The sequence below is a fragment of the Paenibacillus violae genome, assembly GCF_032461945.1.
Classification (GTDB): domain Bacteria; phylum Bacillota; class Bacilli; order Paenibacillales; family NBRC-103111; genus Paenibacillus_E; species Paenibacillus_E violae.
The window spans coordinates 222,405-241,011 of record NZ_JAWCUD010000005.1 but is presented as its reverse complement, the minus strand read 5'-3'; the positions used below and the strand labels follow the sequence as shown (position 1 = coordinate 241,011).

The 18,607-nt window shown below is 49.0% G+C and carries 17 protein-coding genes; 2 read left to right on the top strand and 15 right to left on the bottom strand.

Translation table 11 applies throughout. The annotated features are described in order from the left end of the window. Window positions 1–23 precede the first annotated feature (23 nt). The 8 genes from RQP52_RS17005 to RQP52_RS16970 form a co-directional block, all read right to left on the bottom strand. Window positions 24–167: a hypothetical protein gene (locus RQP52_RS17005; protein ID WP_315952984.1), complete on the bottom strand. Its 144-nt coding sequence runs from the start codon at window positions 165–167 to the stop codon at window positions 24–26. An 89-nt stretch (window positions 168–256) separates the two neighbouring features. Beyond that, on the bottom strand, window positions 257–1,159 hold the full coding sequence (locus RQP52_RS17000) for a response regulator (protein ID WP_315952983.1): 903 nt from the start codon (window positions 1,157–1,159) through the stop codon (window positions 257–259). A 5-nt stretch (window positions 1,160–1,164) separates the two neighbouring features. Next, a complete protein-coding gene (locus RQP52_RS16995) occupies window positions 1,165–2,475 on the bottom strand; it encodes a sensor histidine kinase (protein WP_315952982.1) in 1,311 nt (436 codons plus the stop codon). Beyond that, entirely contained in the window at window positions 2,460–3,221 is a 762-nt protein-coding gene (locus RQP52_RS16990) for a TSUP family transporter (RefSeq protein WP_315952981.1), read from the bottom strand. The genes RQP52_RS16995 and RQP52_RS16990 overlap by 16 nt, the downstream gene beginning before the upstream one ends. A gap of 33 nt (window positions 3,222–3,254) precedes the next feature. Further along, entirely contained in the window at window positions 3,255–3,905 is a 651-nt protein-coding gene (locus RQP52_RS16985) for an amino acid ABC transporter permease (RefSeq protein WP_315952980.1), read from the bottom strand. A 4-nt stretch (window positions 3,906–3,909) separates the two neighbouring features. Further along, window positions 3,910–4,560 carry an amino acid ABC transporter permease gene (locus RQP52_RS16980; protein ID WP_315952979.1) on the bottom strand — a complete coding sequence of 217 codons (651 nt, stop codon included), beginning with the start codon at window positions 4,558–4,560 and terminating at the stop codon, window positions 3,910–3,912. A gap of 61 nt (window positions 4,561–4,621) precedes the next feature. Next, complete coding sequence (locus RQP52_RS16975) at window positions 4,622–5,497, bottom strand: glutamate ABC transporter substrate-binding protein (RefSeq protein WP_315952978.1); 876 nt, start codon at window positions 5,495–5,497, stop codon at window positions 4,622–4,624. Window positions 5,498–5,558: 61 nt separating this feature from the next. Continuing rightward, window positions 5,559–6,287 carry an amino acid ABC transporter ATP-binding protein gene (locus RQP52_RS16970; RefSeq protein WP_315952977.1) on the bottom strand — a complete coding sequence of 243 codons (729 nt, stop codon included), beginning with the start codon at window positions 6,285–6,287 and terminating at the stop codon, window positions 5,559–5,561. A 220-nt stretch (window positions 6,288–6,507) separates the two neighbouring features. Between RQP52_RS16970 and RQP52_RS16965 the strand changes: the two genes are divergently transcribed. Then, the gene (locus RQP52_RS16965; RefSeq protein WP_315952976.1) at window positions 6,508–6,645 is read left to right on the top strand and encodes a hypothetical protein; all 138 of its coding nucleotides are present in this window, start codon (window positions 6,508–6,510) and stop codon (window positions 6,643–6,645) included. Window positions 6,646–7,655: 1,010 nt separating this feature from the next. Here the strand turns inward: RQP52_RS16965 and RQP52_RS16960 are convergent. The 3 genes from RQP52_RS16960 to RQP52_RS16950 form a co-directional block, all read right to left on the bottom strand. Next, window positions 7,656–8,636, bottom strand: coding sequence for a CapA family protein (locus tag RQP52_RS16960; RefSeq protein WP_315952975.1), 981 nt, complete (start codon window positions 8,634–8,636; stop codon window positions 7,656–7,658). 117 nt (window positions 8,637–8,753) lie between these two features. Then, entirely contained in the window at window positions 8,754–9,581 is an 828-nt protein-coding gene (locus tag RQP52_RS16955; protein WP_315952974.1) for an alkaline phosphatase family protein, read from the bottom strand. Between the two features lie 19 nt (window positions 9,582–9,600). Next, a complete protein-coding gene (locus tag RQP52_RS16950) occupies window positions 9,601–11,376 on the bottom strand; it encodes a glycoside hydrolase family 35 protein (protein ID WP_379173910.1) in 1,776 nt (591 codons plus the stop codon). A 173-nt stretch (window positions 11,377–11,549) separates the two neighbouring features. Between RQP52_RS16950 and RQP52_RS16945 the strand changes: the two genes are divergently transcribed. Beyond that, entirely contained in the window at window positions 11,550–12,446 is an 897-nt protein-coding gene (locus RQP52_RS16945) for an AraC family transcriptional regulator (RefSeq protein WP_315952973.1), read from the top strand. On the opposite strand, the gene RQP52_RS16940 is transcribed toward RQP52_RS16945, so the two are convergent. The 4 genes from RQP52_RS16940 to RQP52_RS16925 all read right to left on the bottom strand — a co-directional run bounded on the left by RQP52_RS16940 (window position 12,443) and on the right by RQP52_RS16925 (window position 18,438). After that, entirely contained in the window at window positions 12,443–13,582 is a 1,140-nt protein-coding gene (locus RQP52_RS16940; RefSeq protein ID WP_315952972.1) for a Ger(x)C family spore germination protein, read from the bottom strand. The two genes, RQP52_RS16945 and RQP52_RS16940, sit on opposite strands and share 4 nt — an antisense overlap. Continuing rightward, window positions 13,579–14,649 carry a GerAB/ArcD/ProY family transporter gene (locus RQP52_RS16935; RefSeq protein ID WP_315952971.1) on the bottom strand — a complete coding sequence of 357 codons (1,071 nt, stop codon included), beginning with the start codon at window positions 14,647–14,649 and terminating at the stop codon, window positions 13,579–13,581. Before RQP52_RS16935 ends, RQP52_RS16940 begins: the two co-directional genes overlap by 4 nt. Next, window positions 14,646–16,073 carry a spore germination protein gene (locus tag RQP52_RS16930; protein ID WP_315952970.1) on the bottom strand — a complete coding sequence of 476 codons (1,428 nt, stop codon included), beginning with the start codon at window positions 16,071–16,073 and terminating at the stop codon, window positions 14,646–14,648. Before RQP52_RS16930 ends, RQP52_RS16935 begins: the two co-directional genes overlap by 4 nt. 76 nt (window positions 16,074–16,149) lie before the next feature. Then, a complete protein-coding gene (locus RQP52_RS16925; protein WP_315952969.1) occupies window positions 16,150–18,438 on the bottom strand; it encodes a helix-turn-helix domain-containing protein in 2,289 nt (762 codons plus the stop codon). Window positions 18,439–18,607 lie beyond the last annotated feature (169 nt).

Genomic DNA, 18,607 nt, shown 5'->3' with positions numbered 1-18,607 from the left:
TTCAGCGGATCATCCGATTGAGGTTAAGGTAGGTGTCTTCTCGTGAGTTGTGATGCCGTATGAGCAAATTTGGACAGACTTCTCCCGTTGTATGCAGATGCATGAACGATGCCAGCCATCGCGATAGGTAACTGGCTCACACGGTTGTTCACAAACTCTCGATTCATCCTACCTTCACCTCCTTTTCTTCACTATGTACAAAATCATATCATAACCGTCGGTCAATTCGCAACCGCAAAGCGCCCATCTTCCGGGCCTAATGCTCGCTTCGCATTTTGTCCGTGACTTCTAAATAAAGGACCTGGAGAAACTTTTTGATGTTAATTTTACTTTTCTCCGACTTCAAATTCTCATCGATTTCTTTCATCTTCAAACGGACATCCTGAAACTCAAAATAGAGCGGCGCATAATGTTCAAATTTCGGATTGCTGTAATCCGTCAAACCTATGCTAGCTATATGGGCCAGAGCAGCCATAACGGCGCGGCGAATTCGCTGCTCGACGGCTTTCCCTTCCTTTTCCACATCAGCTTCTTGCAGTTTGTGGCAACGTGCCGCCGTCTCATACAGCTCCTTCAGTGGCGGTATTCCGTCACCTCTATGATGCTTCGTCAGATGCTCAATAATGTCCGTCACGTCCCTGCTTCCGCTCTCCCCGACAATCCCCATGTCCATGAGAATGGGCTGGACGATTTCGCGTACGCTGCGCTTTTTACGAGGGCTCTCCGGACTGAGGTTCAAGAGGCTCAGCTTCGTCAAAGAGTCCTGAATCTCCTTTAAGGAACGGCTGATCTTCCACTGTTCGTTAACCTTGGAAAGGACCGCTTCCACTTCGATTTTGTTAATCGGCTTTTGGATATAGTATTCGACGCCGGCCTGGTAAGCCTTGCCGATCATCTCTTTATTTTCTATCTGCGAAATCATGACGTACTTGCCCTGAAAACCTTGCTCCTTGAGCCGAATAATGGTCTCAATGCCATCCTGATCCGGCATCAGCAGATCGATGACAACGACGTCCGGAGTCGTTTCGAGCAGCACTCTTTCCCCTTCGCTCCCGCTGCCTGCCGTTCCTACGACTTCACCTAATCCGCCTTTTTCAATAATCTTGTGCAGCATCAGCCTGCTTACCGCATCATCGTCCACAATTCCGAAAGACAGCATGATCTCTACGCTCCTTTTTTCAACGTATCGGTCAATAAGGTGATCACAAAAGTTGTCTGAGAGCCAAGCTCATCAGAACGCAAATGAATATCTCCGCCTAAGGAATGAACAATATCCCGTACGTGAGAAAGCCCGATGCCGGTTGCAGCAAAGCCTTCCTGATTGAATTTCGTCGTGAAGCCAGGCTCGAAAATCATCTCTTTCTCCAGATCAGCAATCCCCGTTCCCGTATCCGAGACCATCAAAATCGTTTCAGCACCACGCCCGTATGCACTTACGTGAATCGTCCCCTGATCTTCGATCGCCTCCACACTGTTGGACAACAAATTATTCATAACCGTCAGCAGAGGAAGATAGTGATCCGAATCATAATTGATGCGCAGATCAGTGGTGAATTGAATCCGTTTGCCGATCATCGCGCTGTACCCTAGATTGGATTTTATCGCGAACTCGATGATTTCCGCCAGCCTCATATTCGAGGCGAATTCCCGGTCAAACAGCTTTAATAAGCCGGCAAGGATGCGCTGCGAGTCCTTTTTTACCTCATGGATTTGTTGCGTGATTTCCAAAATCGTGCGGGCATAACTCTTTAGCCCCGAGCCATTCACTCTTTCATATAAATTGTGGCTTTTGGCCGTCAACTGCTCAATCGTTTCCATGGACTTACGCAGGTAGAAAACCTCGCCATATAGTCCGCTGTTCGTATTCAGCATTTGCTCCATCCGCTTCTGCTGCTCACTGTGGAGGACCCTCATCTGATGAATGGTCACGCTGCTGTAGATGCCTACTACAAAGTAGCTTCTTACAAGGGCAGTTACGGAAATATACACTAATTGCTGTGAAAACTTGTAGGGGGTATCGAAAATGACGCTGCGCGCCAGCAGCTCAATCTCATTGGACATGAGATCAATGAGCGATAAGAATAGACCAAGCACGAGGGGATGGAATCTCCCCATTTTCTCTTTCATCAAGCTCATGCCCACCGCAAAAGCCATATAGTACAGCATCGCAGGCAAATGGGTCTGCACGCTCCAGCCAAGCGATACAGCTCCGTGTGTCATGATCCCCGCCTCGATGGAACGAAACAGTAAAACGGTAATGCCGGTAATAATACCTGTATAGATATAAGGCAAATGTTTGAGCAAGAGCAGGCACAGAAGAAAGGTGCTGCTCCCCAGACCGATCCGAAACACTTCGCCGCTGAAGGGCGTTATTTTGAACTCGCCGGCAATGGCCGTCACAATGGCGATGAGAATCATTTGTAGCCCTTCATTTTTCAAGCGTCCCAGCCGATCACCCCCTAGATTAAATCCCATATCTGCTTGCTAATTAGAAGTATACATACGGTAAGAAATAAAGGGCGCACATACGCTGAACCTTTGCGAATGGCCATACGCGACCCTAATAAGGAGCCGCAAATCATCGCGATCCCCATCGGAATCCCGATTCCGTAGTTAATGGACCCCAGCACCATGAACGTAGCCAAGCTAGCTATATTGCTTCCAAAATTGAGCATTTTGGCGTTCCCGGCCGCTTTCACAAAATCAAAACCTAACATAAGAAAAACGAATATAAGAAAGGAACCCGTGCCCGGTCCAAAAAAGCCGTCATAGAAGCCTAAGCCGAAAGCGGCGCCTCCCATTAGAAGGGCTGTCCTGGTCGAGTACTGGCGGAATGTCGAGTTGTTTCCCCAATTTTTCCGAAAAAGTGTGTAGATAGTGATCAGGATCAACATGACGACGACCAACGGCTTAAGAAAATCCGAAGGAATTTGCCTAAGTACCATCGTTCCGCAAACGGCTCCTGTTAAAGATAAAAGAAATAAGCCTTTTACTGCTTTGAAATCGATATTGCCTGAACGCATGAAGGAAATGGTACTCGTCAGGGACGACATCGTGCCAGCCAGTTTATTCGTTCCCAGCGCGATGGCCGGTGGCAATCCTGTTGCCAGAAGAACAGGCAAGGCGATCAATCCCCCGCCTCCCACGACCGAATCGACATAGGCGGCCAGAAACCCTCCAATGATGACGAACAATAACATTTCCCAACTCAAGTGTAACATGATGTCAATAACTCCTCTTTCCGCTCAAATTCTCTACACCATTCTCGCTTCAAATCTTCGCGCCGCTAACGATAATGCATAATTGACTGCAAAATAAAGCACAGCCACGACAAACAGAATTGGTAAGGTATAGCTATAACTTTGTCCAATTACTATTTTCGCATGATGCATCAGTTCAGGCAAGGAAATAACAATGGCAAGAGATGTATCTTTGAGCAAGGAGATAAACTGGCTGACCAGCGGAGGAACCATACGGCGAAGCCCCTGTGGAATCACGATATGCCAAAGGGTTTGGACATAGCTTAACCCAGAAGAACGGGCGGCTTCGATCTGCCCTTTTTCGATGGAAATGAGCCCGCTTCGCACAATTTCTGCAATCATCGCCCCTTCAAAAAGCGTTAGCGCCACAATCGTCGCATTCATCGGGCCCAGCTTAATGCCGACATCCGGCAAGGCAAAACGGGCGAAAAAAATGATCAAAAGTAAAGGCAAGTTACGCAGCAACTCTACAGCTACGCCTAAAACAGGTGAAACGATGGGTATTTTCGTATAACGGACCGTTCCCACGACGCAGCCTACAAGAAAGCTTAGAAGGATGGAAATCAGGGCAACTTTTAGCGTCATATAAAATCCTTCGAGAATAAACCTCATGTTATCCACAGAGAAAGCATGCAAAATATCCATTCATTCACCCCCTCGCCAGCTTACGTTCTAGATACAAAGCGCCGTAGCTTAGTGGCAGCGTTAAGAGCAAATAAAGCACAGCGACGAAAATATACGTATCAAATGTGGCGTACGTCTCGCTTGCTATCATATCCCCAAAATACATAAGATCAAGTCCCGCAAACACCCCTAGTACCGACGAATTCTTAACCAGGTTAATAAACTGGTTGCTCAGTGGCGGTATAACAATTTTGATCGCTTGCGGAAGGACGACATGCCACATCGCTTGCCCATAGGTCAGCCCAGAGGACCTTGCGGCTTCCGATTGGCCAAGCGGAACTGACATGATCCCGGCGCGGATCGCCTCGGCGATGAAAGCTGCCGTGTACACCGTCAGCCCCAAGGTTCCGCATACGAAGCCGCTCAAGGTAACGCCAAGGGAAGGCAAACCATAAAAGAAGACAAAAACGACGAGCAATAGCGGAATGTTCCGAATGAACTCCACGTAAGCCGTACCTACCCACTGCAGGGGTTTTACCGAAGAGATCCGGCATATGGCGATTAACGTCCCCAGAATAAAGCTGCCGATTAAGGCAATGAGACTAGCCCAGATGGTGTTAACAAAGCCCTTCATAAAGATATCAATGTGGTCAGTGAAAATTGAGAAATCCGGCATCGGCTTGTGCCCCCCTCATAGACAGAAGATGGGCAGCTTGCGGCCACCCATCTGATCTTGGTTATTTGGATGGCGCCTCGCCGATCCACTTCTTATAAAGCTTGTCGTATTCGCCGTTTGATTGCAGCTTCTTCAGACTGTCGTTAACCACGGTTTGAAGCGCTGTTTCTCCTTTCTTCATCGCGATGCCGTAAGGCTCATCCGTGAATGGTTCACCGACAACGGCAAAGTTCGGATCCTGTGCCACCATGCCGTAGAGGATCGCATTATCCGTGGTCAGCGTGTCCCCTTGCCCCGCTTTTAGGGCACTGAAGGCATCTTGGTAGTTATCGAACTCCAGTACCGTTGCCTCCGGTGCTTTGGCTTTAATGTTTCCAACGGACGTAGCGCCTTTTACCGCCAGTACTTTGGTGCCTTTTTTAATATCGGCAACCGATTTGATCGGACTGCCTTTCTTCACTAGCAGGGACTGTCCCGCTTTAAAATAAACATCGGAGAATTCAACCTGCTTCTTGCGTTCGTCCGTGATCGTCATCGTGGCGACAATCATGTCGATCTCCTTGTTGTCGAGCATCGGGATGCGCGTCTTGGACGTTACTTCTTTCAGCTCAATTTTCTTCTCATCTCCGAGAATTTCCTTGGCCAACGCTTTGGCGATGTCCACGTCGAAGCCTTCGACTTCGCCGCCTGTCGGATTTTTCAAGCCGAACAGCTTCGTGTCGTATTTGACGCCAACGACCAGCTTGCCTCTGCTCTTGATCTCGTCGAGAACCGATGCCCCGCCTGCCGGCTTGGCCGTGCTTGGCGCGCTCGCGCTTGCTGCTGGCGAACCTGCTGGCGTACTGGACGCACCTCCAGTTGTTGATGTCGAGGCACACCCTGCCAATGCGAATACGGCTGATAATAAGACGATAAAATTCCACTTTCTAGCTATCATATAAGTTCATCTCCTCATTTTTAATGGTTCAGAACGCGGGATTAGTGATGCAGAACGAATATTAGTGATTCAGAACGCGGTTTAGAAACAGTCGTGCCCGCTCTTCTTTCGGATTGACGAAAAATTCCTCCGGAGGCGATTCTTCGACGATTTGCCCTTTATCCATAAAAACAACCCGATCCGCCACTTCCCGGGCAAAGCCCATCTCGTGCGTGACCACAACCATCGTCATTCCCTCATGAGCCAGCGCCTTCATGACGTCCAGCACCTCACCCACCATCTCTGGGTCCAGCGCCGATGTCGGTTCGTCGAAGAGCATAATTTTCGGCTTCATCGCCAGCCCTCTGGCTATCGCTACCCGCTGCTGCTGACCGCCTGATAATTGCGAGGGATAGCTTCCGGCTTTGTCCTGAATGCCTACCTTCTCAAGGTAGTACATCGCCGTTTCTTCCGCTTCCTTCTTCGGCAGGCCGAGTACTTTCATTGGCGCAAGCGTGATGTTATCGATGACTTTTTTATGCGGATACAGATTAAAATGTTGGAAAACCATCCCAATATCACGGCGCAGCTTGTTGATATCCGTCTTTCTGTCGCTGAATTTACGCTCGTTCACGGTTAGTTCTCCGCTGGTGATCGTCTCCAGTCGATTGATGCATCTGAGCAGCGTACTTTTGCCTGAACCTGACGGACCGACGACAACGACAACTTCCCCCTGCTGGACCTGAAGATCAATTCCTTTGAGCACATGAAAATCGCCGTAATGCTTCTCTACTTGCTGGAATGAGATCAATGGAACCCCCCCTTCACTTAAAAGCTTAACCATGTAAACTATTTGTCATGTTAACTTACACTTGATGTCTTTAAATCTTAATGTCAAACTATGGAATCTTATACAATCCGACATGAGGTAGAAAAAAGATTTGAAATTTTTGTTAAGGCGGGGTGCTGGCCTATAGTATGCTTAACCGTCTCACCTGCGGGTGAAACCATGGGGTTTGGGGTGAGGGCGAATGAGACACGGAAGGCGAGGAATTCGCCTAGGCGGTGAACGAGACAGCAGCGGGCACTGGGCGAGGGGCTCCGCTTGGGTGGCGAGCGAGACAACCGCGGGCGGGCGATTCGACGGGGCGGCGGACAAGACCCTGTAGTTCCGCTCAAATGCTAAAAACAGTCGATTTGGAACAAATATCGTCTTTTAGTTCCCTTATGCTGGGGAGCTATAGCAAAAGGCAGAAAAGACCGTTAGGCATTCAGCCTGACGGTCTATCTATGTTGTACAAAGTACAACAATATGGGCTGAATTTGACTCCGGCGCCCCTCTATATTGTACAAAGTACAATGTTATGGGCTGAAATGTCGATTAATTCAGCCAGTTGGGGTAAGTTCGTTGTACTTTGTACAATGAACTGCGAGATTAAAGACACGGAGCACCTCTTGTGTTGCACAAAGTGCAATGTAAGAGGGGTGAAGGGGCGCACTCGGCATACGTTAGCTATGAAAAACAGCGTTACTGACTCGGCGCGGGGGTATTTTGCCATACCCCCGCTGGTTTAAGCTTGTTTTACGACGTTAACGCAGACACGAGACGCTTTCAGCAAACGTTAGCGACGAAAAACAACGTTACGGACTTGGCGCGGGGACTTTTTGCCCATCCCCGCTGCGTTAAGCTTGTTTTACGACGTTAACGCAGACACGAGACGCTTTCAGCAAACGTTAGCGACGAAAAACAACGTTACCGACTTGGCGCGGGGACTTTTTGCCCATCCCCGCTGCGTTAAGCTTGTTTTACGACGTTAACGCAGACACGAGACGCTTTCAGCATACGTTAGAGAGGAAAAGCAACGTTACAGACTTGACGGGGGGGCTTTTCGCCCCCTCCCCGCTGGTTAAGTTCGTTTTGCGACGCTAACGCAGACACGAGACGCATTCAGCATACGTTAGCGATGAAAAACAACGTCACCGACTCGGCGCGGGGGTATTTTGCCATACCCCCGCTGGTTTAAGCTTGTTTTACGACGTTAACGCAGACACGAGACGCTTTCAGCAAACGTTAGCGACGAAAAACAACGTCACGGACTTGGCGCGGGGACTTTTTGCCCATCCCCGCTGGTTTAAGCTTGTTTTACGACGTTAACGCAGACACGAGACGCATCCAGCGTCACCTCTCCGGAACGACGGTGTACGCAGTCGTCTCCCCTTTTCTCCGCTCCACAAGGGTAGGGATTTGCTCAACGCCGCTGATGTCCGTTCGACCATTGTCATGCTTCGTCAGGGTGAGCGACAGAATCATGCCCCGAACCGTGTTCTTCCCCTTCGTCAATTTCGAAGATACGAAATTCCCTAAAGATGAAGCAGCGACGCGCGTTCGTTCTACGCCGTATTTATCTTTCATCACGGCCTGAGTGACCGGATGAAGCACATGCGGATGTGCCCCTAAGACGACGTTCACACCTTGCCTGAACAGGAAGTCCATCCACTTTTTCTGACCACTGTCCGGGTAGTTCCTATACTCTTTGCCGAAATGAAGACAAGCTATGATAAAGTCTGCTTTATTCTTCATTGCCCGAATATCCGCCTTCATCTGATTCGCATTGAACCGATTGACTAGCCACCTCTGCGGTACCGGTATGGCATTGGTTTTCTCGGTATAGGCTACTATGCCGATACGCACGCCTTTCACATCCACGATCAGCGGCCCTTTCGCTTCTTTCGCAGAACGCGCAGTTCCCGTATGCTGAAGCTTGTGCGCATCCAGAACCTGCAACGTTCGTTTCACCCCGCTGCGCCCGCCGTCCATGCAGTGGTTGTTGGCTGTCGTCAGGACATTGAACCCCGCCTTTTTCAGCGAACCTGCCAGCTCATCCGGACAATTGAAAACAGGAAGCCCTGTTCTTGGATTTCTCCGTTCTCTGGGACAGTTGCATTTGGGGCGGACGCCGGGAGAGCCCAGCAGTCTTTTGCCGGAGAAGGTCGTCTCCAAATTGCCTAATGCCAAATCATGCGCTTTCAAAATGGGGGCAACCTCTTCGAAAATAGGGTCAAACACATGCCCTTCCGGCCTTTTGGCCGCAGCAATAATTTCACTTTTCATCAATAAATCTCCGACAGCGGCAATCTTAACTTGGATCAACGCCCTCACTCCTCTCTTGAGCACAATATTCAAGAAAAGGAGATGACGCTTGTAAAATAGGCGGCACAGCAACAAGCGCAAAAAGACAGTCCGATGCTCCCCATCGAACTGTCCCCAATTCCAACCCTAATTCAGCAATCCCGCCGGCAGTTTGGCATCCCAATCTCTCGGAATCGGCAGGCCAAGCGCATGAATCGCGACCGCCGCCGTGTCCATAATCGACAAGCCCAGCAAATTGGCCTCGGGATTAACACCAGGACCCCGGCATCCCCAGAAAATGGTTATATCCCGCGGCGCGTCACTCCCATGATTGAAAGCATCCAAACCACCGCCACCGTGGTCGGTTGTGATGATCAGCAAGCTGTCTTCCAGCATCCCCGCCTCCAGCAGCGCTTTGCTGATCTCGCCGATCTGCTTGTCAGCACGCGTAATGGCCTTCAGGTATTCCGTGGAACCTTCCCCGTACCCATGGCGATGGCCGGCAGCATCCACATCATCCAGTTGAACGAACATGAGCTCTACCCCCGGATTTGAACGCAGGTACGCCCCGATGGCGGGAACCAGTTCTTCATCCGGAGCGGCATATTTATTCATGCCATCAATGTCTTCAATTACGCCGGTAATAATGGGTTTCCATGAAACGAATGCGGCCATTGTACTGTCAGGTCTTGCTTTTCGCAATATCCGGAAAATAGAGGGCGCCATAGAATCCACCGGAAAGCTTCGATTCTTTTGAATATGTACATGAGATTCATGCCGATTCGGCACTACACCATGCAAAAGCGATCCCCAGCACTCCCCGCTGTTGGAAGGATAGACGGTGCGAGCCAGGTGTGTTTGCACGCCTCCAGCTAGCAAAATATCCAGATAAGGGGTCTGTGCTTCACGGATGAATGTTCCTGCACCATCAATACCTAGAATAATGACACGTTTGATATCCTTTTTTGATACCATCGTTCTCACGCTCCCCGTTTTACCCTAAATCAGGTGAATCCGTCAGTGCAACTATCGGTTCTTCTGTACGATGCAGCTCGAAGATGATGATTTCATTGCTGCCCTTCCGCAGTAACGGCGCCGGTACATATAACGTACGCTGTGGACCTTTTTCCCAGTAACGTCCAAGATTAAAACCGTTGATCCACACAACGCCTTTGGACCATCCGTCCAAACGGACGAAGGTGTCTCCAGCCTCTTCAACGTGAAATTCCCCACGATAGAAAGTCGGGCGCTCCTGATCCCGCGCGTCATCCTGCTTTACGTTTTTCTCTGAACTCACAAATGGAATTGCATCTACTTTGTCCAGTGGCAGTGGATAAATCGTCCAATCAAACAAGAATTGATTGTTGAAGCGTACGCCTTCTGTAATCCCTTTGTAGTCCTTCAGTTTCGGTCCGTAATTAACGCGGCCCATGTTCTCAACCACGATGTCCAGCCTCGCGCCTTCGGCAGGAATGTCCAGCGAGAGAGGACGCGGGTCCCAACGCTCAATTGTGTCTTGGTAGACACCGTCCAGGAAAACTTGTGCGCGATCGTGCACCTCTTGCAGGTGCAGCTTTTCTCCGGTCCGCGGACCGGATACCTGTGTTGAATAAACGATGAAGCCATAGCTTTGGCCCAACATCTCCATCGGCTCCGGGCACGTACGTTTAACAGGTGTGGAAAGCTGGGCTAGCTGCCCCAACAGATCTGCTTTCTCTGTTAAGGCTACGCGGCCGTAGCTTTTCTTCGGAATAGGCGCCGGGAATGCAGGGAACTCTTTTTCATCCATCTCGAGATAGCGAGCAATCACGCTGCGGACGGCACGAAATTTCTCCGTTTCATCTCCGCACTCTGAAAGAGGTGAATCGTAGTCATAGCTGGTAATCGTCGCCTCGTACTTCTCCCCAAAGTTCGCTCCGTTGTAGAAGCCAAAGTTCGTTCCGCCATGGAACATGTAGAAATTCACAGAGGCCCCTGCGCGCAGCATGCGATCAAAGACATCCGCGACCTCACCCGCATCTCGCGTGTGGTGCGGCTTCAGCCAGTGATCGAACCAACCGTTCCAATACTCCATGCACATGAGCGGCTCATCCGCACGGTATTCACGAAACTTCTCGAACGCTTCCTCTGGTCTGGAGCCGAAGTTAACGGTCGCAAGCGTGCCGGGAACCGTCCCTCCTTGAAGCATCCCGTCTTCCGGACCATCCGATGTAAATAACAAAACATCAACGCCGCGCTTCATCAGACCATCACGTAAATACGTAAGGTATGCCGTGTCGTTGCCGTAGCTGCCATACTCATTTTCGATTTGCATCGCAATGATCGGTCCGCCATTGGTGCTTTGTAACCGGGTTAACCTAGGAATTAATTCATCATAATAACGATCTACTTTCATCAAATATGTAGCATCCATGCAGCGAAGCTTCATATACGTGTATTGCAGCAGCCAAGCCGGCAACCCGCCGAATTCCCACTCCGCACAGATGTAAGGACTTGGCCGAACGATCACGTGAAGTCCTAGCTCGCCTGCGAGTGTGATGAATCGCTCAAGGTCCGCAATGCCTTCAAAGTTATAGGCATTTTCCTGCGGCTCATGCAAATTCCAGGGTACATAAGTCTCTACAGTATTAAAGCCGCACGCTTTAAGCTTCAGGAGCCGATCTTCCCAATACTCAGGGACTACACGGAAATAATGGATGGCTCCGGACAAAATTTGAAAGGGTTCCCCATCTAAAAAAAATTGTTTATCTCTGGCATGTAAAATGGCCACAATGATCCCTCCGGATGATGAGTGCTGTCGGATATTTTTATAAATTTACCTACTCTCATCTTCGCTGAAAGGATCGTGAATCTCCATCGCCAAATGGATCATTTTCTATACCAAATGTGCCAAATGGCGTGGTATGATGGAACAACTAAGAGGACTAATGGGAGGAATGGCGGATGGAACAACAGTTGGAGGATTTGTATCGATTCCCTAATATTATCAATACGCTTCAGGTGATCGGCTGCCATTTTGGCTTGAAGCCTCCAGGGTGGCATTACCCCAGACATCATCACCATTTGTTCGAGCTGCTGTACTGCGTGGAAGGTGAAGTCGCGCATGAAATTAACCGTGATAGGGTGACGATGCAAGCAGGAGACTGGCTGCTGATCAAGTCCGGCGTCAGGCATCAATCCTCCAACACCACTCAGGCGGATTACGGTTTCTTTAATGTACATTTCGATCTCGATGACCCCGAGATTCGCAGCCTGCTCTCCCAGGCACCCTATCGGCTCATCCGGCACAAAGAAGCGGAACAAAGCAAGCTCCGCTTCTACGTCGGCGAACTGGAGGGTGTAATGCAGCGCAACCACACTGATGCCGAGCCCTCATCTTTGCGTTTCGAGGATAAGCTGCTCCTACAGTCGTATACGCTGCTCATCATACACGTTGTGCTCCAGCTTTTTCGTGAACACGGCTCCTCTCGCGGACAAGGAACCGCTGCCGAGAAAGATCCTTCGCTTTTCACCGCCGATATCGCACACATGATTGAAGAGAAGCTCGCGCTCGGTCTATGCGAAGAAGCGACAGTAGCGGGGATCGCCAAGGAGATGAACCTAAGCCGCAGCCAATGCAGCAAGCTGTTCTCTAAGGTGTACGGCCTTTCCCCCCGCCAGTATGTCAGTCAGCAGAAGCTGAAGCTGGCCAAAGAACTGCTCGTTACGACCCATCTGCCGATGACGGACATAGCGGAGAAGCTGGGTTTCCACTCGGCCAGTCACTTCTCCCGCCAATTCCGACGTTGGACCGGCCAGTCACCGAGCGAATTCAAGCCGAGACATCATTCGACGAACTAGTTAATAATGCCATGAGAAACAATATCCATACTGACCGAAACTTTGAAATCCACTTCGGGGTATGTTTGATCCCAATCAAGCTCTTTCCACTCCTTCGGATGGAAAGCGATCATATCCCTTCCGATGCCCAGTGCATCGGAATGCGCCTTCTGGAGCTGCTTGCAGATCCCTTGCGCCTCTTGTGTGAGCAGCTCAGAAAATCGTTTGTTTAACTGCTCAATAAGCTGCTTGTCAATACGATTGTTTTTGGCATGTTCGGTGATGATCGCTTTCAACTTCAGATGCAATTGAACCTGAACTTGTCCGGATGAACTAACCGCAACCTTTTTGCTGCGGCTCGACTGGATGATGTTCAGCGATACGTGCTGCGACACATCGTTTTTGCCCTTCGTTTCTTCCACCTTTCTCGTGACGATACAGACTTCTGCTTTCTTGCCGTTCATCAAAAGGAACAAGGAAGATTGCTCAGGAGTGAGCAGATATCCCGTATACTTTCTCTTACTAAGAAGCCCTACCCCTTCGATGACAGCTTTATCTTTGTCCGTTTCGCCATCTTTGGCGTTTTCTCTCCTTAGAATTGGAATGACACCATCTTTTCCCCGATCATGAAGAAGAGGGTAAATGGAATGCACAGTTACAAACGGAATGACCGTTTCATACTGGGCGCTTTTAATGATTTTGCGCAAGTACTCTCCGGATGTCGCGGACCCGATACGGTTCAAGCGAATCAAGTTCGCCGCTTCACCGTGGACGATAGCCACTTTGGCTAGCATAGGATCGTTAGAGTTGCGGAATGTGGCGTCCAGAAGATTCAGAATATCCGATTTCGCCAATTTATCGCAGATGAGCATAACTTGATTTTTGGAAGTGCCGATGGGCCCTGCAATTTGCAGGCCGATTTTTTTATACAAGGATTCTTGCAGCGTCGGACCTGTTGCCGTCAATACCTCATGAATGGGCACGGTTCTTTCCTTGCCTCCGGGAGATTGGATCGTGACGGTGGTGACGATTTCATTTTTCTCGTTCGTATCCAGAGAGGTTGCATAAATAAGCTGCAAATTTTTCAAATCGGAATGATAACTGCACCCTGACAACAACAAACCAACGATCAGCCAGAATAGAGCTAAGCGAATCACAGCTGCTGTCCCCCTTTTTTGCCTTTTAGCCAAACAAACAACAAGAGTAGAACGGGTAGGCCGATCGCGATGAAGCTCTCGAATTCCGTAACCTTCTGTAAGAGGGCAATCCTTTTTTCCGAACGCCACGCGAAACCGACCAAACAGACTAAGGGAACCAGATAATAAATAGCTTTTCTGTGTTCATTGTTATGAAACCAATATCCGAACCCTTTGCCTGCGGCATACATGTAGCTAATGAGCGATGCGGTCACTTTGACCAACCAGACGGAAAGGAAAATCAAATCCATCCGTTCCAGAAAAGGCAAGGAAATCCCGTTCAAAAAGTAAGGAACAGGCTGCGGGATGAAGGGAATCGACTCGGGACTGAAATTCAGGAAGCACAGCAGAACGACAACCAAAAAGAACAAGGTCGCCATCGTGTTCGCCCACAGTACAGGGGCCAATATACCCTTCTCTTTGGATTGCACATCGGAGGAAAGCACCAAGAAAAGCTCAAAACCGAGGAAAGTGATCACGGAACTTTTCACTCCCGCCATGATGGCTGTCCAGCCCTTCTGTCCGATAGGCAGCAGATAGCGATAATCCATTGTATAAAAGCTGGTAAGCATCATCGCCACCATTAAGATGAGCAGAAAGGTAACCATCGTGTGATAACGCGCAATGATGGCCAATCGTTCTTTAGCAAAATAGATCAATATGACAAAGTTGGCTGCAATAACGAGCCATGGATTCGTAAACGGCAATATCCAGAGCTCGACAAACATCATTTCCATCAGCAAAATCAGACAGGAAAGAAATAGAAAATGGAAGGTGTAAAAGGCGTTGACCACATTCCCCAGCCATTTGCCTAGAATAAGCGGCATAAACTCATAGAAGTTTTTCTTTGGAAATCGTTGGCACAGAGCGGCATAAATGATTAGAAGCACATTGACGCATCCCCCTGCTAGTATGACGGAAATCCAGCCGTCTTCACCGGCAGCTTGATGCAAGACATAAGGGAAAGACAACACGCCGATGCCTACCTGAGTTTGCAGGATGAAAGCAAATAATTGCATTCTGCTCATGACACCCTCCTATCCGAAGCTTTCCTGCGAAAGATTCGCTTGGGGAGCTGTACGAGCGTAGTCAAGATTCTACGCGGTTGGAATGGCGTAAATGGGTAAAAGTAAGGGACCCCGTACGTTTCAAGCTTACTTAAATGCATGAACAACAGTGAAAAGCTGAAGGCTATCCCGGCAAAGCCAAGCAGCAAAGAAGCGATCATGATCGGGAAGCTGACCAACCGAACCGCGAGGCGCATTTCATGAGATGGAAGACTGAAAGAAGCAACGGCGGTCAATGAAATAACGACGATCATCGTTGTGGACACTAATCCGGCGTTGACCACTTCACTGCCAATAACCAAACCGCCGACAATGGAAAGGGTAGACGCAATAGACTTCGGAAGCCGGATCGCCGCTTCTCGCAGCAGTTCGAGCACAGTAATCATAAACAGTGCTTCAATGAGGGGATTGAAAGGAATATTTTCTAAAGAAGCCTTCAAGGAAAAAAGCAAATCAATCGGCAGCACTTCGAAATGATTCGAGACGATGGCAATATAAACCGAAGGAAGGGCCAAACCGATCATGACGCTAATAAACCGGAGAAAGCGAAAAAAAGTCCCGTTCCACCACCGGACATTGAAATCGTCTGCAATTTGAAAAAACATAAAAAACGTTACCGGAAGAACGACCGCAAACGAACTGCCATCTACCAGCAGGATGACTCTACCCTCCATCAGATGGGAAACGGTGGTGTCGGGTCTTTCGGTGTACAACATTTGCGGAAAAGGTGACCACCAACTGTTCTCCAGACGATTCAAAATCTGGCCTGGTGATTTAATATACTCATCTTCATTAATCAGAAGTTTGGCAATCACTTCGTCAACTACACGGAGATCTGCAAGCTCGCTCATATATAACAGCTTAACGACCGTCGGGCTTTGCGCACCTAAGGTGAAGTCCCGCTCAATCAGATTCGGATTCTTGAGCCGTCTGTGAATCAACTGCACATTAACTTCTGCGTCATCGACAAAGCCTTCATGGGAACCGCGAATGACTTGTTCATTCTGCGATTCCGCGATGCTGCGTTCAATACTGGCGCTGACATCAGCCAGAATGATGTCCACTCGCTGATCAAGCAGAATCGCGCATTTCCCCTGCAGCATTCCCGCAGCCGCCATTTCCAAATCGGTGACGATTTCGATATCAAGGATGGGAAGAATGTCCTCCAGAAGCCCCTCTTTGGATTCGAGCAAAGGCCTCAAAACATCCGACTGCAGCTTGTCCCGATTGGTGGCAGCGTTAAGATAAAGAATCGCACCTTGAACGCCCTGCAGGCGAAATTCCCTGGTGCGAATATCGTCGGAAGAATGGAAGCAATCGAAAAGCTTACGCATATTCGTCTTAATCTCTGTAGAGATTTGGAATGAATCTTGTGGCAATTCCATGCTTCTCCCTCCCGCCCGTTTACCATGCGGTTAGTATTTGCCAATTTCTTCATTTTATCCAATAGAAACAAGACGATCATAGCTGATCGCCTTTTCTAAACTGCCCTGGTGTAATCCCCTCATACCGTTTGAACACGCGAATAAAAGTATTGCTGTTCGAGAACCCGACTTTCTGGGTAATATCCGTAATCGTGTCATCCGTGTCCATCATTAATTTCTTCGCCAATTGGACGCGCTGCTTGTTGACGTAATCAATGAAGGTTTCACCCGACTGCTCTTTGATGAAGCGTGACAAGTAGGGCGCATTCACTTCGAATTTTAACGACAGCGAAGTCAGACTCAGATCCATATCTGCCAAATGCTCGTCGATATAACTCAGCACATGATCCTTCAGATTCGTATTATGGCTTTTCTTCTTGGAGTCCACATAATCGCAGACGGTTTTCAAAAATTTATAAATTTCATCTTCAATTTCCGCAAATGATTCACACTGGGTCAATTGTTTAATTAACGCATGCTTCTCCACGGCCAGCTCATTCGGTCCCTGATCCAGATGCTCTATCGCTTTCAGAATCGTACCGATCAGTTCGAACATAAGAAGCTTGCCCAGCTGCAGCGACAGCGTACCGTCTGACACATTCGTGACAATCAGCTCGCTGACCGCCTCCATGGCCTCCTCGTATTGCCCCGTGCGGATATGATTGATGAGCTGACGCTCCATATCGAGCGGATAATACAGCTCATTCTTCGGCCGTTTAATCCGGTCAAACGGAATGATTTGGCTCGGGCCAATGACGAATTTGTACTCTAGCGCCTCTAGCGCCTCATCAAACCCGTGCGGAATTCCAGTCAGCGTCGGATGAATGTCACTGATGCCAATCGTCAGCTGGATGTAAAATTTCCCCTGAATAACTTCCTGCGCCACTTGTGCAGCGTCGATTAAATCCTGCTTCGCCTGAGCTTCATCCTCATGTTGGATATTAACGAGGAAGGCAATCATGCCGTCCACTTCGGTCGTAAACACCGTATGCTTGCGGCCAAGCAGTTCCTCCGTAATGTTTGTCACAATGTAGTACACATATTGCAGCTTGGATTCCGCATCCCGTGAGCTGTTGTCATTGAACAAAGCGGAGTAATCGCCGATATGAAAAAGCAAGACCGCGAAACGGTTCGTCTCAAACCGCAGGTCAAACGAGGCCATTGATTGCGCGAGGGCTGAGCCGCTCTCAACTCTACCTTTGAGGAGCCGCGCCAGAAAGTGACTGCGCAGCACGTCTTGCTGCTTCCGAATGGTCGTATTCGCCGTATCCTGGAAGGCGGCATTTTCCGACATGAAAGATTGCAGCAGCAGAAACTCGTCTTTGCTGTCTTGCATGTTCGATTTAACCTTGGGAGACACCAAGTCCACCATGCGGCGAATCGGCATATAGTGCCTTCGCGTCAACCAAATGGACATCGGACCGCCGACGAAAATACACAGGAATAAGCCTGCATAAATCCAGCTGCGCAATTGGCTGACTTTCGCCGCGTATATTTTTGTAGGCACGATCGAGACATATTTCCACTCATTTTCGACGGAGGAAACGTAAGAAACCGTTACTTCTTCCTTGTCCCATTGCTGGCTAAACGAACCTTCTGCTGAGGACGAAATCTGCGCCAAATCAAGATCGGAAACATGTCCCGGCTCACCAGCGATCATAATCGGCTTGTTGCTGGAGTCCAGAATCAGCACAATGCCGGCCTGGGCTAGCTGAATGTTGGAGATGGCTGATTTCAGACGCTCCGCATTGAGCATGACCACAAGCGTCGCCGGTGCTTCATCCGCATTCTGAATAGGCAGAGACTGCATATACACCATGTCATCTTCGGCTAATTGCAGAAAATTACCGAAGTAGATCTTTTCCATGCTGTCGCTCCACTTTTTAAAGGTAATCCCTTTATTAGGCTCGTGAAGCAATTGGAACAGAAGATCGTCTTGATTCATCGTCGAGGTGGTCACACCGAAATGCTGCTTTTTCATATACACATACAAATCGTTGATATCCCCGTTGGACGCCGCATAGGAACGAAGAGATGTGATGAGGTCGAGCGTGTCGATTTTCACTTGCGAGCTGTTGAATTCCGTTTGATTCACATATTTAATCACTTTCGGGTCCAGAGAGAGCTGCAGACCCATCCGTTTAATATCCTTAAATTGATTATCCAGAGATTGCTTCACCTGGTTCAACAGTGCTTTATTGGAGCGGATGACCTCTGAGTTCAACAAATGCTGCGATTGAAACAGTACCAACATCGTGATGACAATGGGGATACAAAGTATGGTTAAGTTCGAATAAAGCCAAAAAAGAAATACGCTCCGCTTCATGAAAGAAGCCCCTCCCCTACTCATGCTGTATGCGCATTATCCCATCTTCTTCCCCCAATGTACATCTACGATTCTTGCAGCATCATCATTTTTTATTGTTTTCCTGCCCTTAAGCCGAAAACCCAAATAGCCCGCCCTCTTTTCGAACATCCAAAAAGAGAACAGGTTC

Bases quoted from the DNA above. Each gene is read 5' to 3' on its own strand.
- RQP52_RS16925 (WP_315952969.1), bottom strand. From the start codon at position 18,438: ATGAAGCGGAGCGTATTTCTTTTTTGGCTTTATTCGAACTTAACCATA.
- RQP52_RS16990 (WP_315952981.1), bottom strand. From the start codon at position 3,221: ATGTTACACTTGAGTTGGGAAATGTTATTGTTCGTCATCATTGGAGGG.
- RQP52_RS16945 (WP_315952973.1), top strand. From the start codon at position 11,550: ATGGAACAACAGTTGGAGGATTTGTATCGATTCCCTAATATTATCAAT.
- RQP52_RS16975 (WP_315952978.1), bottom strand. From the start codon at position 5,497: ATGATAGCTAGAAAGTGGAATTTTATCGTCTTATTATCAGCCGTATTC.
- RQP52_RS16985 (WP_315952980.1), bottom strand. From the start codon at position 3,905: ATGGATATTTTGCATGCTTTCTCTGTGGATAACATGAGGTTTATTCTC.
- RQP52_RS16955 (WP_315952974.1), bottom strand. From the start codon at position 9,581: ATGGTATCAAAAAAGGATATCAAACGTGTCATTATTCTAGGTATTGAT.
- RQP52_RS16935 (WP_315952971.1), bottom strand. From the start codon at position 14,649: ATGAGCAGAATGCAATTATTTGCTTTCATCCTGCAAACTCAGGTAGGC.
- RQP52_RS16965 (WP_315952976.1), top strand. From the start codon at position 6,508: ATGAGACACGGAAGGCGAGGAATTCGCCTAGGCGGTGAACGAGACAGC.
- RQP52_RS16980 (WP_315952979.1), bottom strand. From the start codon at position 4,560: ATGCCGGATTTCTCAATTTTCACTGACCACATTGATATCTTTATGAAG.
- RQP52_RS17005 (WP_315952984.1), bottom strand. From the start codon at position 167: ATGAATCGAGAGTTTGTGAACAACCGTGTGAGCCAGTTACCTATCGCG.
- RQP52_RS16930 (WP_315952970.1), bottom strand. From the start codon at position 16,073: ATGGAATTGCCACAAGATTCATTCCAAATCTCTACAGAGATTAAGACG.
- RQP52_RS16995 (WP_315952982.1), bottom strand. From the start codon at position 2,475: ATGGGATTTAATCTAGGGGGTGATCGGCTGGGACGCTTGAAAAATGAA.
- RQP52_RS17000 (WP_315952983.1), bottom strand. From the start codon at position 1,159: ATGCTGTCTTTCGGAATTGTGGACGATGATGCGGTAAGCAGGCTGATG.